Raw genomic sequence first — 15,944 nt, 5'->3', positions numbered from 1 at the left:
AATATAAATTAGGAGTATGAAATGGGCAACGTTAACGAAAGTTTGAAAACCCTGCTGCAGGCCGATGGCGCCATGTGCGCTGCTATTGTGGACGCCAACAGTGGCATGATGCTGGGCCATGAAGGCACAGGGCTCGATCTGGAACTGGCCGCCGCCGGCAATACCGAAGTGGTGCGCGCCAAAATGAAGACCATGAAATCCCTGGGTCTTAACGACGCGATTGAGGATATCCTCATTACGCTTGGCAGCCAGTATCACATCATTCGTCCGGTCGCGAAGAATGAGGGGCTGTTCATGTACCTGGTGCTGGACAAAGCCAAATCCAACCTGGCCCTGGCGCGCCGCAACTGCCAGCAAGTAGAAACCTCGCTGACAGTCTAACGCGGGCCCCTGGAGCGGTAGCCAATACCGCTCCAGGTTGTTATTCAACCGTGCGGTAACGCACCTTCGCCCGGCCATTCAGCCTGGCTTGTGCTGTCCTGTCATGCCTGACGGGGACGGGCTTCCGCCTGAGGAGCCGGGTTTCCCATCTGTCCCACCCTGTTGCTACACTGCCGGGCCTTCTCTGCGATTTTCTGAGACCGCTGTATGGCTCGTGTTCAACTGGATCTGCCCGAACAATTCCTCTACACCCACACGATCAACGTCCGCATGACGGACCTGAATACCGGTAAGCATGTGGGTAATGACCAGATGATTTCCCTGCTCTCCGAGGCCCGTTACCGGTTTTTCTGCCATATCGGTTTTGATCAATTCGATAGCGACAAACAAAGTATTGTCGTAACCGACCTTGTTGCCACCTACATGGCAGAGAGTTTCGCCCAGGATGATCTGCAATTCGAAGTCGGATTGATGGATTTCAACAAGTACGGGGCCGATCTGATTTTCCGGGTGACCAAACAGCCCTCCGGGCAACGGGTGGTACTGGCCAAGCAGGGGTTTGTGTTTTTCGATCACCTGAAGCACGGGGTGATGCCAATGCCTGCTGCATTCCGTGAACGCTTTCCCAACCTGCAATGAGTATCGACGACGGTTGCAAAGGTCTATACGACAACCAGACTCAAGCCAGCTCCAGCAACTCGGTCAGAAATTCCTTCCACATCGGGTAAACCATAAAGCGCCCCAGCCCAGGAAAACTGCGAAACCGTACTCCGGGAAGCTCATTCGCCAGGCCACGGGCACTGCCGATGGAAATAATCCGGTCATCCTCACCGTGCCACTGCATGACCGGCATGGTGATCTTTCTCAAATCCACCTGCCAGGGGTGCTGCATGCGCAGGTACTCGTCGATCATGATGCGCGCCCCCTGGAAATGGCTGCGGCGCATACATGTAATGGTTCGTTGTAGCAGGTCCGGGTTTGCCAGCACGGCTTTGTCCTGATCGCACAATCCCTTGGCAATCATGGCAAAAAACTTCTCTGGTGCCTTCTGTACTCCACGAATGCCCAAACGCCCGACCAGCACGAACAGGCGCGGATCTCGCCGGAACAAACGCAGGAACATATTGTGGAGTGGATCAAGCTTGTCCAGTTCAAAGTGTTCAATGGGAACGGTGCTGGCAAGCAAACCGAGCCGGTCGAAGATGTCCGGATACTGGGCAGCAGCGCACAATGCATAAGGCCCTCCCCCGCAATACGCCGCCATTGGCGGCCTATCCAGTTCAAGATGCCTGCACAGCGCCATGATATCCGGCGCAAAAGAACGGAATTCCAGATCAGACTTGTAGGTGGAGATGCCGTAGCCGGGTCGCACGATCATGATCATGCGCAGCCCTTTTTCCCGATACCATTCCTCAAAGTAGCTATGATCCGGCAGCGATGCTCCCAGATTATCCAGGGTTAATACCGGGCGACCATCGGGATCACCATACTCATACCAGCTCAGCACACGGCGATCCGGCAGGCTCAGGGTGTATTCCCGTTGCGTGTGGAGTTGCGGAAGTTTTGCCGCTTGCACCAGTGCATGGCCCATGGCGTGGCTGACCAGCTGTACCTGACTGTTGGCTTTCAATTTGGCCATGGTGGATTTGAGCTGGGTGCGCGCAGTATGAACACTCACATTCAACAGCCTGGCACTCTGATTCAGATTGCCGATTTTGCATAGCAGATGCAGCAGGCGCGATTCAGCCTGGGTGATATTGAACAGGGAACGCAGCATTTCCGGAGAAGGCGTCACCACACTGTGGCCCGCCAGTACCCAGACGATGGTGCGAAGCTGGGAAAGAGTGCCGGGTGCATCCGACTTCTGTACCGGCAGACATAGCAGGGACACCCCGTCACCGGGAGAACTGATCAACCGGGGTTCCCGGCCTTCAGCCAGACGATTGATGCGATCCAGCGCCAGTTTCAAGGCCCGGTCGGCAAAAAGCAGGCTGCCATCCTCGCGCAGCTGCACCGGGCCGTCCGCCAGCACCTGTCTGGCCACCGGATTGCATTCCAGCACCTGCATGCTGTCGTCCAGCATCAGCATGGGCCAGGGCATCTGGTTGTACATGGCATTGAGCACCTGGGTGCGGTCTTCCAGGGCATGCATGTACGCACTGCTGCGTACCGCCCGTTCCAGGTGATCAATCAGCCGGTCCACTTCCCGGGCGCTTTGCCGGGGAGCCAGGGAGGAATCTGTGCCGTTGGCCTGTGGCTGGCTATCCGTCCAGCCGGCGATAGTATCCAGCAACTCTACCCAGTCACCGGGGGACAGTGCGGTTTCGTAGATCTTGCCGATCAACGCATCATGATTGTTATCGTCTTCCACACGATCCTGTCCACAGAGAGCACAGCCAATCATAGGAAGAGCCGGGAAACACGGCAAGCAGGCAGGTGACAGCCGGCCGCTATTCCCGTACGTCTGCCGGCGCCGCCCGACGCTTGGCCAGCCAGCGCCAGACCAGTCCGTCCGGGCGCTGGTGTCCGGTCTGGACATAACGCAACGCGTTCAGATGCCGCAGGCTCCATTGCATCTGGTTATTGGCCTTGTCCGTGCCGCAAAAGAGCACCCGGTCACCGGGCTCAAGATTTTCCTTTTCATCGGGCAGGAGAGTATTGCGGCCATTACGGCGCAGCATCAGGGGAATCGTATCCAGGCACGTTAGCCGATGGCGGGGACTGCGACACAGATTGCCCAGGGTCACCGGCTCCCCCAGACGCAGAGCCAGGGTCACTGCGGGGGTTTCTTCATCGCCTATCTGCACGTGCCAGCTTTCCGGGGTAATCGTAGACGTGATGCTCGCCATTCTTGCCAGCAGTTGCTCATTCCAGGCATTGCCCTGCTTCTCCGCTTCCTGAAGAAATTCTTTCAACAACGGCGCATTGAGGACGGAGAGAAAACGGCTGGCCACAAGGAAGCTGGTCTGGACCGGCAATTCCGGGTTGACCGCCTGAAACAGCAGACGATTGTGCAGCCGATTCTGCAAGGCCACCATGTAGATACTGCTATTGAGCTCCCGGGCGGTCATCATCACCGACAGGTTGTCGGCATCGTCCGGCGTGGCAACCACCAGGGCTACCGCCTTGTCGATACCGGCTTCACGCAAGGTCACCGCCTCGGTGCCCTTGCCTTCCACACTCCCCGCGGGCACATCCGGTTGCTTCGGATGCGGGGTAACCACCACCAGTTCGATACCTGCCTCCTTGCTGAGCGCTTCGTAGACGGCACGCCCGAAAGGACCGAAGCCACACAATATCCAGCGCCCCTGGGGCGGCATGGGGCGCTCCGGCAAGGCGGCACCGGGCAAAGAGGTAAGCCAGTCGTAAACCCGATGCGTATCCGGCTGGCGAATACCCAACAACAATCGGCGGGCAAAATCCTGATAGGGATTGACCACCAGATCGGTGCCAAAGGACAACATGTTATTGGCATTCTCTTCGCTGCCGGCACGGCAGAACACCTGGCTGTGTTTGTTCAACAACTTTACCGTGGTGGCAATTTTCAGATTGGTGTGATTGTTGTCGGTCACCGCCAGTACACCACGACATAGCGGATGCTTGAGTCCGGCCTTGACCAGATTTCCGGGAATTTCCGCATCCACGGTAAAACCTGGCACATACAGCCCCTGATCCTTCACGCGAAGGGAGTCAATGGCTTCCGGATCCTTGTCCACAATGACCACCCGCATGCCACGGCTCAGCAACGAGCGGGTCAGCAGTTTGCCTGTGTCGCCATAACCGCAAATCACATAAAAAGGTTCTCGAAACCGGCGCAGGCTCCGCTGCAACTGCACCCGGCTAAGCTCCTGACGGAAACTCTTGTCCTGAAGCAGGGAAATGATAATCCCCACGGAATACAGCCAGGAAAACACGGTCAGATAAATACTGACCATAGTCCACATGCGCTGGCCGCCGGAGAAGTCGTAGGGGACTTCACCAAAGCCAATGGTGCTGCCGGTATAACTGACCACATAGAAAGCTTCAAAAAAGCTCATGCGCCAGGGGTTTCCCTGATCATCCACCCCCGGGATCAAAGTGAAGCCTACCGTGGCAATACTGTAGGCGACTATCAGCACCACCAGCGGCACACGCATGCGCCGCAGGATCATGGGGACGACCGAGGGCATGTCAGTTACCGCTGCAGGGTGATGGTTTCCACCGTCAGAAGCACGGCGGATAACAGGTTCGCCAGCAGAGCGCCACCGGACAGGGAGACAATGGACGCCATCACCGCTGGCGTCAGTCCCACTTCCGTCACATGCACTGCCACCGCCCAGACAATCGCCGCGACAATCAGCTGCAAGTCCGCCACCAGGCTGGAGGCCAGTAACACGGCGCCAATCTGTGTGCGTTCGCCAAATTTCAGCACAGTGGCGATCAGGCTCACGACCAGGGCAGCAAACAACTCGTAAACGTCGTGGTGTTCCGGGTTATCGATCTCGCCGTAAAAGAACCCAAAGTTGAGAGTCAGCGCAAGCAGAATGAAAAAGCCAAAAACCACCTTCTCGAGGTTCATCGTGCATCCTTGTTTTGCCTGAGGTGTTGGAGCTCATTGTGTCAGGGAATGGACGGGTGGGCTACCGGGTGACCGGGGGCATTCATTCGACCCGGCCCCGCAGCTGACGGGCAAACCTGTTTGCGTAGCCCCCGGCTGCCAGCCCCTCTGATCCCAGAATAATGCTACAACGCCAACCCGGTGCACCAGCCGCTGGCCCAGGCCCACTGGAAATTGAAGCCCCCGAGCTGGCCGGTAACATCCAGGACTTCACCAATGAAGTGCAGGCCGGGCACGGTATTGACCTCAAACGTCTTGGAGGAGATGGCATCGGTATCCACACCGCCCAGGGTCACTTCCGCGGTGCGATAGCCTTCGGTGCCGGAGGGTTTGAACTGCCAGCCCTTGAGGGTGGCCGCCACAGCGGCCAACCGCTCGTTACTGAACTGCTGCAGGTTGCCCTGCCAGCCGAACCGTTCCACCAGTGCCCCGGCCAGCCGTTGCGAGAAGTATTGGCGCAACCATCGCTCCATGCCCCGATTGGGATGTTGGTTGCGCTCGGCGACCAGATCGGCAAACGGATCGGCAACAGCCGGCAGCCAGTCCACAGTCACCGGGTGGCCTGGCGTCCAGAAACTGGAAACCTGCAGCATGGCCGGGCCGGACAGGCCCCGGTGGGTAATCAGCATGGGCTCGGCAAACCGGGCGCCACCCGCCTCGGCCACCACCTCGGTGCTGATCCCGGACAAGGCGGATAGCCAGGCCTTGTCATCCGGCTGCAACGTAAACGGCACCAGTCCGGCACGGGTGGGCAGCACACTGAGTCCGAATTGCTCGGCAAGCTGATAGCCGAAGCCGGTCGCCCCCATGGTGGGAATGGACAGCCCCCCGCAGGCCACCACCAGTTTGCGGCACTTTACGGCCCCAGCCGTGGTGGAAAGCACAAACCCATCCCCTGCCCGTTCCACCCGTCTGATGGCGGTTTTCAAGCAAATCTCTGCACCGGCCCATTCACATTCAGTGAGCAGGATATCGAGAATCTCTCTGGAGGATTCTGAACAGAACAGCTGCCCCGGCGCCTTTTCCACATGCTCAATGCCGTGGCGCTCAACCAGCTCGACGAAGTGCCAGGGGCTGTAACGCTTGAGCGCGGATTTACAGAAATGGGGGTTGGCGGAGACGAAATGATCCGGGGTGGTATTCAGGTTGGTGAAATTGCACCGCCCGCCACCGGACATGAGGATTTTCTTGCCCGCCTTGTTGGCGTGGTCAAGCACCCTGACCCGATGGCCCTGATAGGCAGCCGTGGCGGCACACATCAGTCCGGCCGCACCCGCACCGATCACCACGACATCCACCTCTGCCACTGCTGCCATACCACCTCCTGATTGGGCGGCAAGGATAGCATAAGGTCCAGCGGTAGCCGTGATTTGCGGCGGCCAGGAGGAACAAGCCCCGCAGAGCGGGGCGTATGAAATTACTGGTTCAGTTCCTGCTCACTGAACATGTCGGCGAACAGCGGAGAGCTGAGGTAGCGTTCGCCGGAATCCGGCAACACCACAACGATGGTTTTTCCCTCGAACTCTGGCAACTGACTGATGCGATCCGCCACGCACATGGCGGCCCCGCAGGAGATACCGGCAAGAATACCCTCTTCCTGCATCAGTTTGTGGGCCCATGCCATGGCGTCGTCATTGCTCACTTGCTCACAACGATCCACCACCGACAGGTCCAGATTCTTCGGCACAAAGCCGGCACCGATCCCCTGAATCTTGTGGGGGCCATGGGTAGGCTCCTCCCCTTTCAAGGCAGCGGTAATCATGGTGGAGGAATCCGGCTCCACGGCGATGGAGGTGATGGCCTTGCCTTTCTGGTTCTTGATGTAGCGGGATACCCCGGTGATGGTGCCACCGGTCCCCACGCCACTGACCAGCACGTCGATATCACCACCGGTGGCCTCCCAGATTTCCGGGCCGGTGGTTTTTTCGTGAATTGCCGGATTGGCCGGGTTGTTGAACTGCTGCAGCATCAGGAATTTTTCCGGGTTTTCGCTGACCAGTTCTTCCGCCTTGGCGATGGCCCCGGGCATGCCTTTGGCACCGGGAGTCAGCACCAGCTTGGCACCCAGCGCCTTGAGGATCTTGCGACGCTCCAGGCTCATGGTATCCGGCATGGTCAGGGTCAGGTCATAGCCCCGCGCCGCCGCCACATAGGCCAGGGCGATGCCGGTGTTGCCGCTGGTGGGTTCCACCAGGGTCATGCCGGGTTTCAGTTGGCCACTTTTTTCCGCGTCCCAGATCATGGAGGAACCGATACGGCACTTTACACTGCCCGCCGGATTGCGTGATTCCAGCTTGGCGAGAATCTTGCCATGGCTGATGCGGTTGATGCGCACCAGCGGTGTTTTGCCAATGGTTTCGCTGTTGTCCTTGTAGATCTCGGTCATGGTTGCCTCTCCTGAATCTCTCGTTGATTCCTATTGCGGCTTTTCCTGCTTTTTCAACCGTCGGCTCCAGCGCTGACGGGCGTAAAGTCGCAAATCCGCCACGTGATCGGTTTCGTCCATGATCTCACGGCCGAGAATACTTTCCAGAATATCCTCCAGGGTAATCAGTCCCACCCAGGTGCCGTGCTCATCATAGACCACCGCCATGTGCTGACGTTGGGCCAGCATGGCATGGAACAGCTTGTCGATGCCCATACTGGTGTGGACCAGAGGGACCTCGTGAGCCAGCGCGCTCATGGTCTGGTCCGGGTTGCAGCCCAGCAAGTCGGATTTGTGAATATAGCCCTTGCCCTCGCCCTGCTCCGTCATCACCGGAAAACGGGAAAACGGCTGGTCCTTCTCCTTTTCCAGAAAGTCGGCCACGGTCATTTCCGGGGTCACCGTGCGGCATACGGTGCGCGGCGTCATGATGGTGCCGACCTTGATGTCATGCAGGCGCAGGATGTTCTGGATCACCTGAAATTCGTTGTCATCAAGCGCATCCTGGTCCTTGCCCATATCGGCCAGGGCGCGAATTTCCGCCCGCACTTCCACGTCATGCTCGCCGCCACCAATGCGGCTGGTGATCAGTTTCGACAACCACACAAACGGCATCAGGGCGATAATAATGAATTGCAGAATGGGCGGGAGAATGGGCGCCAGGGCGCGCCAGTACTTGGCACCAATGGTCTTGGGGATAATTTCAGACAACACCAGAATCGCCAGTGTCATCACCGCAGAGGCCGCCCCCAGCCAGGCTTCGCCAAACACCACCGCCACCTGGGCGCCGACTCCGGTGGCGCCTACGGTATGAGCCACCGTATTAAGAGTAAGAATAGCGGACAGGGGCTTGTCGATATCATCTTTATAGGTACGCAGCGTCTCGTAGAGCTTGGGCCGTGTTTCTCGCAGGCCGGCGATGAAGCTCGGCGTGATCGACAATAATGCTGCCTCAAGAATCGAGCAGAGAAAGGAGAAGCCGATGGAAACGGCCGCGAAGATAATCAGCAGGGTCACTGTGTGAAGCTCCTTCCGAAAGCCGCTGTCAGGCAGCGGTCAAAATAATCAGGCAGTGTAGCTACCGGCAAAATCTGCCAGCACCCGGCACACATTGGCCATGCCATCGTGAATGACCGCTTCGATTTCCGCCATGGTGATCTCGTGGCTGGATTTGCCCGCTGCCGGGTTTACCACCAGTGACAGCATGGCATAGGGCAGCTCGAGCTCCCGGGCCAGTACCGCTTCGGGCATGCCGGTCATGCCGACAATATCGCAGCCATCTCGTTCCAGGCGGGCAATTTCTGCAGCGGTTTCCAGTCGAGGCCCCTGGGTAGCGGCATAGCAGCCCCCGTCATTCCACTTGAGTCCGGACGCCGCCAGTGTTTCCTTGAGTCCGTTCCGCAAGGCGCTATCAAACGGCCAGCTGAAATCCACGTGCACCAGTGGCTCCGCCGGATCATCGAACAGGGTCATCTCGCGCCCCCAGGTGTAGTCGATAATCTGGTCGGGCAGCACCAGACCACCGGTGGGCGCCTGGGCGGTAATGCCGCCCACCGCATTCACCGCCACAATGGCCGTCGCGCCAACCTCTTTCAGGGCCGACAGATTGGCCCGGTAGTTCACCTGATGAGGCAGCAGCACATGAGGGTCCCCGTGGCGGGCCAGGAACAGTACCTTGTTGCCGTTCAGCTCGCCTTCCACAATCGGGGCCGAAGGCGCCCCGAAACGGGTAGAAAGGGTGTGGCTGTCGATAATGCGCAGGTTTTCCATGCGTGTGAGGCCGGTGCCTCCGATAAACGCCAACATGCTCAGCTTTCCTTTACCGCGTAAATGCCGGGCGCATTGCGCCAGAAACCCTTGTAGTCCATGCCCATGCCGAACAGGTAATAATCCGCGGCTTCGAGCGCAGTGAAATCAGCCTTGAGGCCGGGTTGTGCCTTGCGGTCATGCTGCTTGTCCACCAGCACACAGGTCTTTACCGACGCCGCCCCCTGGGCCTTGCAGGCATCGATAATGGACAACAGGGTGGAGCCCACGTCGAGAATGTCATCGACGATCAGCACGTCCCTGCCGGCCAGGCTGGCATTGGGAGTCACGATCCACTCCACCGCACCGCCAGTGGTTTCGCCGAGATAACGACTGGCATGCAGGTAATCCATTTCCAGAGGAATATCCAGGCGCTTGACCAGCTCGGCAGCAAAGATCATGCCGCCATTCATGATGGTCAGCATCACCGGCACCTTGCCGGAGTAGGCCTCGGTCACCTCGAAGGCCAGCTTGGCAATGGCTTCCTGAACCTGATCGGCGGAATGCAGCTCGATAGCGTCACGGCGCACCCGCATCAGTTCCTGTTGCAGCTCCTCAGCGATGGACATGCTGTGCTTCCTCGGTGTTGTCGTCTTCCAGGCCCGTGGCGGGATGATCGTCGTTGTGGCTGACAAGATGCAGGGTACGGGTGGGGAAGGCAAACTCTGCCCCGTGCTCGTTGACGATGGCCATGATCTTCATGAGCACATCCTGCTTGATCTCATGGTAACGCACCCACTGGGTGGTCTTGGTGAAGGTATAGATAAAGAATTCCAGATGCGAGGCACCGTAACTGTCGAAATTCACGATCAGGGTACGGCTGTCGGTTTCCAACTCCTCGTGATCAATCAGCATCTGTTTCACCTCCGCCACGATAGCCGGCATTTTCTGCCAGTCCTCGTAGCGGATACCGATTTTCTCGTTGATGCGGCGGTTGAGCATGCGCGATGGATTTTCCAGTACCACGGTCGTGAACATGGCATTGGGGATATACAGCGGGCGCTGGTCGAAGGTGCGGATACAGGTCAGTCGCCAGCCGATGTTCTCCACCGTGCCCTCGATAGAACGATCCGGTGAGCGCACCCAGTCCCCTACCCGGAACGGCTTGTCCAAGTAGACCATCATGCCACCGAAGAAGTTGGCCAGCAGATCCTTGGCGGCAAAGGCCACCGCCATGCCACCAATACCGCCAAAGGCCAACACCCCGGAAATGCTGTAGCCCAGGGTCTGCAACACGATCAGCAGCGCGGTAATGATGACTGACACCCGCAACAGCTTGGCAATGGCCGCCGCCGTGGACTGGTCCATGGGTTTGCGCATGCGCGACGGGTCGATCAGGTTTTTCTCCGTGTAGGAGATAAACCGATTGAGAAACATGGCGATGATCACGATAAAGGCGATCTGACGCACCTTGGGGGCAAGATCGAACAACTCATTGGCTTGTTCGGTTACCGCTTGCAGCAGTTCCACCGATACGGACAGCCCCACGACCCAGAACACCAGCCGCAGCGGGATCCGCGCCGCTTCCAGCAGGGCGTCGTCCCACAGGGTTTCCGTCTTGTTGATCAGCCGGTCGAGCACGTCGATGACGCGCATCATGATAAAGTTCACCGACACCGTGCACAGCACGATGATGAACAGTTGAGTCAGCCAGATATCCGTGGGGGTCTCCACGTTCGGCCATTGCAACAGTTGGTTCCAGTCCCAGTTCATGAGAGTCCTTAGCGAAGTTCAGTCAATGCCGCCGCCAGCTCCGTGGCAGCACGGCGTTTGGTATTTTCCATCGGGCGACGCGGGCGGGCACGCAGGCCGCTGGCCGGCACCTGACCGCTGAAACGGGTAGCGGCGAGGAAGTCCAGCACCTGTTCCGCCCCGGCGCGGTTGTTGCAGGCGAGCACCATGTCACAGCCTGCCTCCAGGGCTGCCCTCGCCCGCTCCGGATAACCGCCGACACCGTGGGCCCCGGCCATGGACAGGTCATCGGAGAAGATCACGCCGCGAAAGCCCATCTGCTCGCGCAATCGGGTCTGCAGCCAGTAACGGGAAAAACCGGCGGTCTGGTTTTCCACTGCACTGTAAATCACGTGGGCGGGCATGATGCCGTCCAGCTTTTGTGCCAGCGCCACAAAAGGACGCAGGTCCGCCGCTTCAATCTCGGCCAGCGGCCGCGGGTCCACCGGCAACTCCAGATGGGAGTCCGCCACCACATGGCCGTGGCCGGGAAAATGCTTGCCGGTGGCAGCCATGCCGGCGGCGCTCATGCCGTCGATAAACGCGCTGGCCAGGGCGATCATGGCATCCGCATCACCATGAAAGCTGCGATCGCCGATCACCGTGCTGGTGCCGTAATCCAGATCCAGTACCGGGGCAAAGCTCAGATCGATATCCAGCTCGGTCAGCTCCGAAGCCATCAGCTCACCCAGCAAGGCGGCATCCGCCACCGCAGCTTGCGGGGCCTGATCATAACGACGTCCCAGTGCGGCCATGGGCGGTAGACGCACGAAGCCGTCCCGGAAACGCTGCACGCGCCCTCCCTCCTGGTCCACGGCGATCAGTATTTCCGGGCGCACGGCACGAATCTGGCGAACCAGCTCCGCCAGCTGCTGCCGATCCTGATAATTACGGGTAAAGAGAATCAACCCGCCCGTCCCCGGGTGGGTCAGCAGGTCTTTTTCCACGTCACTGACCTGGAGTCCTTCCAGATCGAGCATCAGCAGGGGGGAAACGGATGGCATGGCAATCCTGATTGGTGATCGTTATTCCGTGATGGTGACAGCGGCACCCACCGGCACCTGATCGAAAACGCGAATTATGTCCGCGTTACGCATCCGTATGCAGCCGTGGGACGCGGGCGCCCCCATGGGTTCGCTGTCCGGTGTGCCGTGAATATAAATAAAGCGACGGAAACTATCCACGTCACCGCCCAGATTATGGCCGGGTTCCATGCCTCCCAGCCAGAGAATGCGGGTAAGAACCCAATCGCGCTGGGGATGCTCCTGAGCCTTGGTCGCATCACAGATTTCCCCGGAGAATTTACGCCCGGCCAGCACCGCGCCTTCCGGCAGACCCTCACCGAAGCGGGCCCGCACCAGATGCCGGCCCAGGGGCGTGGCTTCACTCCCCATGGCCTGGCCGGCCCCGTTGCGGGCGGTGGATACGGGGAACCGTTCCGTACGCTCGCCGCGCAGTTCCAGCCATTGTTCCGAAAGGTTAATGATCAGTTCCATAGCATCCTTTTCAGGCAATGAAAGCCTGCATATTGAACCACCCTACGGGGCCGCTTGCAGCCGCGAACCGCACTGACCAAGCAATTGCGTAAGCGCCCACGGCCACCGACCAATCCGCAGGAGCGCCGCTGGCGGCGCGATAAACGAGGCACGAATGACGAGTTACGACAAGCGAAAACCTGATTTTCCCTTATTTCAGATTTTGATTTTCGATACTCGCTTCTCGTGACTCGCCATTGTTGAGGTTATCCCGCCGCCAGCAACGTTATTCGCTACGCTCCAGCAGCAAGGCAGGTCACTCAGGTACGTCGGCCTGGATGCCACCGACCAGGAACGGCAACAAGCGCCGGGTGATATCTGCAGCGCTCACATCCAGGTTGAAGTCGGCCTTGCTGATAGCCTGCAGGGACTGCATGCCGGACAGGGTAAAGATCACGGCGCCCAGACTGAACTGAACCCGCCAGAACAGCTCCATGGGCGGTACGCTCGGCACCGCCCGCTGCAAGTGCTCCTGCAGGCGTTTAAAGACAGCGCCGTAGTGTTTGTGCAGGTAGTCACGCAAGTGCCCCTGAGGCTGGCTGTAGGCCTGCCCGGAGAGACGAAAGAAAATGGCCGCGCGCTGGGGGTCTTCCGGGTGGGTCCCCAGGGCCAGTCGAAACACGATGCCGAGCACATTTTCCGGCGTATCCGGCGTGCCGGTCGCTTCCATTTCATCCAGCTTGGCACCGAGCGCCGCACTGAACGGCGTCAGAAAGCGTTCGAATACCGCCTGTATCAGCGCTTCCTTGGAACCGAAATGATAGTTCACCGCCGCCAGGTTGACCCCGGCCTTGCTGGTGATGGCACGCAGACTGGTTTCCGCAAAGCCCTTCTGGGCAAACAGTACCTCTGCGGTATCCAGAATCCGGTCAACCGTGCCCGCCTGTGCCATGCGCCCCGCCCTGTGTTCAAAACATACGTTTCAAACATACGTTTGGGTGTGTAGGGGGTCAAGGGGGGATTCAAAAACCCGTTGTAGGAGCGTCGCTGGCGGCGCGATAGCCCAAGCTCTGAAAAGATCGGTTTCCCACAGAGGACACAAAGCCCACGGAGCAATCCTATTTTTACTCAGTGGGTTCTGTGTCCTCTGTGGTGAAAATGTGCTTTTAACCCAGCCTGGCAAATCGCGCCGTCAGCGACGCTCCTACGGAAAACTTAGAAGTAATACACCACTTCCGCCTGAATGAAGTCGGAGCGGCTGACCGGACTCAGACCCGGGTTCTCTGCCCGGCCCTGCAGGGCCGACAGATACAACTCCGAGGCAGTGATCGGTTTGCCGGTGTCGGTATAGAAACGGGCTTCCAGGGAGGCCTTGAGGTTGTTGCCGAAACGACGACTGGATTCCAGATTGATGGCTTTCTCGTCGTTTTCCAGGTCGTAAATCACGCCGGCAAGTATCTCTGTGGACGCCACATCGTTGAACGTAAACCGGGTAGCCAGCAGAACGTCATCCTGGAAAGGGGATGCCAGCGCCTCATCCCGATCCTCCCACAGGTACTCCAGCAGCCAGCCCAGATCCGCCGGGCCGTCGAACACTCCCACCTGGGTATATTCGAAGCCACCATCCAGGGCGGTAAAACGGTCGCCCTGGCCGGAACGGGTAATGGCCTCCATCTTCCATAGCCAGCCGTTGTTCAGGTACTGGAGCTCCAGGCCGGTCTGGTCAATCACGTTATACAATGGCACCAGCTGCGGATCGCTGCCGGCCGGCAGGCTGCCGGTGAGCAGCAGGGCCTGCAGTTGTTGCGGGCTGAGGGCCTCCGGGAGCAGCAAGGGTTCACGGCTGGTCCCGGAGAAATGGGACAGCGCCAGTTCCAGGCCATTATTGAAATACTGCTGGTAGCGCAACGCCACATCCACCCGTTTGTCTTCGGCACCGGATTCGTAACGGGCCTGGTCAGACACCGGCAACGGCGTGCGCGGTCGCCCCTCTTCTCCGGCATAAGTGCGCTCACGGAATCCGGGCAACAGGAACAGGTCCACAATGCCCCAGTCCCGCACCGTGGAAAGATTGAGCATGGGCTGACCAAGCTTTTCCTCGCCATCCACCTGATCCACCAGATCGGTCTGGTTGATGATATCCACCAGGTGCCGTCCTTCCGTCACGCCCCAGAACACCTTGCGAATCCCCACCCGGGATTCCCAGCCGCGGCCCACATGAATCCATGACAGCTCACGAATATCGGCGTGGGTGCGCTCGCTATCGTTCTCGTCCACCCGCAAATAGGGAATGAAGGTGAACAGATCATCCCGGTTATTCCACTCGTGGAAGACCTCGCCCTTCAGGTACAGGGAGCCATTGGTGGAATAATCCGCCGCCTCATAGGGCGATGACTGGGTAAAGTAACGCCCTTCCAGGCCCGCCTCGCCACGAAACTCCCAGGCAACCGCCAGGGATGGCAGCACCAGCAGCGCAGCCAGACTGTGTCGCCATACCATGATCAACGGGCCCGTTTCAGACTGTTCTGGTTGAAGTCCGCTTCCGTCAGGCCGGTGTCATAGCGATAGTTGCTCCAGAACAGGTCGGTGGCCTTGCCGGTCTGATGATTGACCATGGCCATCTTGCCGGGCTGCCAGAACCGGTCCTGGTACTGGGCGAAGTCGCTCATGGTGAGGGTTTTCAGCAGGGATTTCTTGCGGTCGTAGTAATCCACCTTCCAGGTGCGGTATTCCTGCTGATCAATCCAGGCCACCTGCTTGGTGTAGCCGGAGTTCTCGTCGGTGGGGTAGCGTTCCATCACAAAGCAGGTGAGCTCACCGCAGGCTTCGTCGCGCAGGTATTTGTAAGTGTATTTCTCCACTTCCTGGCCACGCATGTCCTCGAAACTGAATTCACTGCCCATAAAGGGGCCAGACTTGTTCCGCGAGGCAATGGTCTTCACCCGACGCAGGGCCGGCAGATAGAGCCACTGGTCATCATCGCGGGTCTTGTAGCTGTAGGTCAGCAAGGCGGTGCCACGCACATCCCGGGGCGTATCGAAAATGGTCAGGCTCTTGTCCCCCTCCTCGCCGGTGCCTTCCAGGGTACTGACCCGCAACTCGCGCTCAGAGGTATCGCCACGCCCGGTGATCAGCACCATGCGCATGTCCGCCTGAAAGTCACCAAAACCCGCCCCGCGGCGATCCGCTTCGCGGGCGATTTCCAGACCTTTCTCTTCCGGCGTCTGGGCATGGAGAACAGGAACGGCACAGGCCAGAGCCAGACCGGCCAGCAACAGGCGTACTTTCATGATAAACCTCGGTTTGGTTGGTTGTTGATCACACCGTTATGGGTAACAGTGTGTTTACCATGATAGGGAGGATAGCGGAAAGCGAGATGCTGAAGGGGCCAAAAAGCAGTTAACAGTTAATAGTGAACAGTTAACAGCTCGCGTGCTGAGCAAAGTTTCATTTCAAATGCATGAGGCCGCGCCCAAAGGGATGAGCGCGGCCTCATGCGTTAAAAGCAAAGACAATCGCGATTCGCGTA

General features: G+C 58.9%; 16 protein-coding genes. 2 read left to right on the top strand and 14 right to left on the bottom strand.

The window, feature by feature from the left end; genetic code table 11:
* Window positions 1-21: 21 nt before the first annotated feature.
* Together A0251_RS09020 and A0251_RS09015 are read left to right on the top strand one after the other, a co-directional pair.
* Window positions 22-381, top strand: coding sequence for a hypothetical protein (locus tag A0251_RS09020; RefSeq protein WP_062816525.1), 360 nt, complete (start codon window positions 22-24; stop codon window positions 379-381).
* Window positions 382-588: 207 nt separating this feature from the next.
* Window positions 589-1,020, top strand: coding sequence for a thioesterase family protein (locus A0251_RS09015; protein WP_062816524.1), 432 nt, complete (start codon window positions 589-591; stop codon window positions 1,018-1,020).
* Window positions 1,021-1,060: 40 nt separating this feature from the next.
* On the opposite strand, the gene A0251_RS09010 is transcribed toward A0251_RS09015, so the two are convergent.
* The 14 genes from A0251_RS09010 to A0251_RS08945 form a co-directional block, all read right to left on the bottom strand.
* Window positions 1,061-2,752 (bottom strand): alpha/beta hydrolase, encoded by a 1,692-nt coding sequence (locus A0251_RS09010; RefSeq protein WP_231874206.1) that lies wholly within the window; start codon window positions 2,750-2,752, stop codon window positions 1,061-1,063.
* A 79-nt stretch (window positions 2,753-2,831) separates the two neighbouring features.
* Window positions 2,832-4,550 carry a TrkA family potassium uptake protein gene (locus tag A0251_RS09005; RefSeq protein WP_062816522.1) on the bottom strand — a complete coding sequence of 573 codons (1,719 nt, stop codon included), beginning with the start codon at window positions 4,548-4,550 and terminating at the stop codon, window positions 2,832-2,834.
* 5 nt (window positions 4,551-4,555) lie between these two features.
* Entirely contained in the window at window positions 4,556-4,939 is a 384-nt protein-coding gene (locus A0251_RS09000; protein WP_062816521.1) for a DUF6394 family protein, read from the bottom strand.
* 164 nt (window positions 4,940-5,103) lie between these two features.
* Window positions 5,104-6,294 carry an NAD(P)/FAD-dependent oxidoreductase gene (locus tag A0251_RS08995; RefSeq protein WP_062816520.1) on the bottom strand — a complete coding sequence of 397 codons (1,191 nt, stop codon included), beginning with the start codon at window positions 6,292-6,294 and terminating at the stop codon, window positions 5,104-5,106.
* Window positions 6,295-6,395: 101 nt separating this feature from the next.
* The gene (cysK, locus tag A0251_RS08990; RefSeq protein WP_062816519.1) at window positions 6,396-7,364 is read right to left on the bottom strand and encodes a cysteine synthase A; all 969 of its coding nucleotides are present in this window, start codon (window positions 7,362-7,364) and stop codon (window positions 6,396-6,398) included.
* 30 nt (window positions 7,365-7,394) lie between these two features.
* Entirely contained in the window at window positions 7,395-8,420 is a 1,026-nt protein-coding gene (locus tag A0251_RS08985; RefSeq protein WP_062816518.1) for a CNNM domain-containing protein, read from the bottom strand.
* 48 nt (window positions 8,421-8,468) lie between these two features.
* Window positions 8,469-9,209, bottom strand: coding sequence for an S-methyl-5'-thioinosine phosphorylase (locus A0251_RS08980; RefSeq protein WP_156478271.1), 741 nt, complete (start codon window positions 9,207-9,209; stop codon window positions 8,469-8,471).
* Between the two features lie 2 nt (window positions 9,210-9,211).
* Complete coding sequence (locus tag A0251_RS08975) at window positions 9,212-9,778, bottom strand: hypoxanthine-guanine phosphoribosyltransferase (protein WP_062816516.1); 567 nt, start codon at window positions 9,776-9,778, stop codon at window positions 9,212-9,214.
* Window positions 9,765-10,922: a mechanosensitive ion channel family protein gene (locus A0251_RS08970; protein WP_062816515.1), complete on the bottom strand. Its 1,158-nt coding sequence runs from the start codon at window positions 10,920-10,922 to the stop codon at window positions 9,765-9,767. The genes A0251_RS08975 and A0251_RS08970 overlap by 14 nt, the downstream gene beginning before the upstream one ends.
* An 8-nt stretch (window positions 10,923-10,930) precedes the next feature.
* Window positions 10,931-11,944: a beta-N-acetylhexosaminidase gene (gene nagZ, locus A0251_RS08965; protein ID WP_231874205.1), complete on the bottom strand. Its 1,014-nt coding sequence runs from the start codon at window positions 11,942-11,944 to the stop codon at window positions 10,931-10,933.
* A gap of 21 nt (window positions 11,945-11,965) precedes the next feature.
* The gene (locus A0251_RS08960) at window positions 11,966-12,436 is read right to left on the bottom strand and encodes a L,D-transpeptidase (RefSeq protein ID WP_062816514.1); all 471 of its coding nucleotides are present in this window, start codon (window positions 12,434-12,436) and stop codon (window positions 11,966-11,968) included.
* Window positions 12,437-12,731: 295 nt separating this feature from the next.
* Window positions 12,732-13,367, bottom strand: a complete 636-nt coding sequence (locus A0251_RS08955; RefSeq protein WP_062816513.1) for a TetR/AcrR family transcriptional regulator — start codon at window positions 13,365-13,367, stop codon at window positions 12,732-12,734.
* 263 nt (window positions 13,368-13,630) lie between these two features.
* Complete coding sequence (locus tag A0251_RS08950) at window positions 13,631-14,914, bottom strand: hypothetical protein (RefSeq protein WP_062816512.1); 1,284 nt, start codon at window positions 14,912-14,914, stop codon at window positions 13,631-13,633.
* A gap of 2 nt (window positions 14,915-14,916) precedes the next feature.
* On the bottom strand, window positions 14,917-15,705 hold the full coding sequence (locus tag A0251_RS08945; RefSeq protein WP_062816511.1) for an outer membrane lipoprotein-sorting protein: 789 nt from the start codon (window positions 15,703-15,705) through the stop codon (window positions 14,917-14,919).
* Window positions 15,706-15,944: the final 239 nt, after the last annotated feature.

The sequence above is a fragment of the Alcanivorax sp. NBRC 102024 genome (assembly GCF_001602235.1).
In the GTDB taxonomy this organism is placed as follows: Bacteria; Pseudomonadota; Gammaproteobacteria; order Pseudomonadales; family Alcanivoracaceae; genus Alcanivorax.
Note: the sequence above shows the minus strand (reverse complement) of the source record. Positions and strands in the feature narration are given on the sequence as shown.

Coding starts and splice junctions, on each gene's coding strand:
- A0251_RS09020 (WP_062816525.1), top strand. CDS start 22: ATGGGCAACGTTAACGAAAGTTTGAAAACCCTGCTGCAGGCCGATGGC.
- A0251_RS09015 (WP_062816524.1), top strand. CDS start 589: ATGGCTCGTGTTCAACTGGATCTGCCCGAACAATTCCTCTACACCCAC.
- A0251_RS09005 (WP_062816522.1), bottom strand. CDS start 4,550: ATGCCCTCGGTCGTCCCCATGATCCTGCGGCGCATGCGTGTGCCGCTG.
- A0251_RS09000 (WP_062816521.1), bottom strand. CDS start 4,939: ATGAACCTCGAGAAGGTGGTTTTTGGCTTTTTCATTCTGCTTGCGCTG.
- A0251_RS08995 (WP_062816520.1), bottom strand. CDS start 6,294: ATGGCAGCAGTGGCAGAGGTGGATGTCGTGGTGATCGGTGCGGGTGCG.
- cysK (WP_062816519.1), bottom strand. CDS start 7,364: ATGACCGAGATCTACAAGGACAACAGCGAAACCATTGGCAAAACACCG.
- A0251_RS08980 (WP_156478271.1), bottom strand. CDS start 9,209: ATGTTGGCGTTTATCGGAGGCACCGGCCTCACACGCATGGAAAACCTG.
- A0251_RS08975 (WP_062816516.1), bottom strand. CDS start 9,778: ATGTCCATCGCTGAGGAGCTGCAACAGGAACTGATGCGGGTGCGCCGT.
- A0251_RS08970 (WP_062816515.1), bottom strand. CDS start 10,922: ATGAACTGGGACTGGAACCAACTGTTGCAATGGCCGAACGTGGAGACC.
- nagZ (WP_231874205.1), bottom strand. CDS start 11,944: ATGCCATCCGTTTCCCCCCTGCTGATGCTCGATCTGGAAGGACTCCAG.
- A0251_RS08960 (WP_062816514.1), bottom strand. CDS start 12,436: ATGGAACTGATCATTAACCTTTCGGAACAATGGCTGGAACTGCGCGGC.
- A0251_RS08955 (WP_062816513.1), bottom strand. CDS start 13,367: ATGGCACAGGCGGGCACGGTTGACCGGATTCTGGATACCGCAGAGGTA.
- A0251_RS08950 (WP_062816512.1), bottom strand. CDS start 14,914: ATGGTATGGCGACACAGTCTGGCTGCGCTGCTGGTGCTGCCATCCCTG.
- A0251_RS08945 (WP_062816511.1), bottom strand. CDS start 15,705: ATGAAAGTACGCCTGTTGCTGGCCGGTCTGGCTCTGGCCTGTGCCGTT.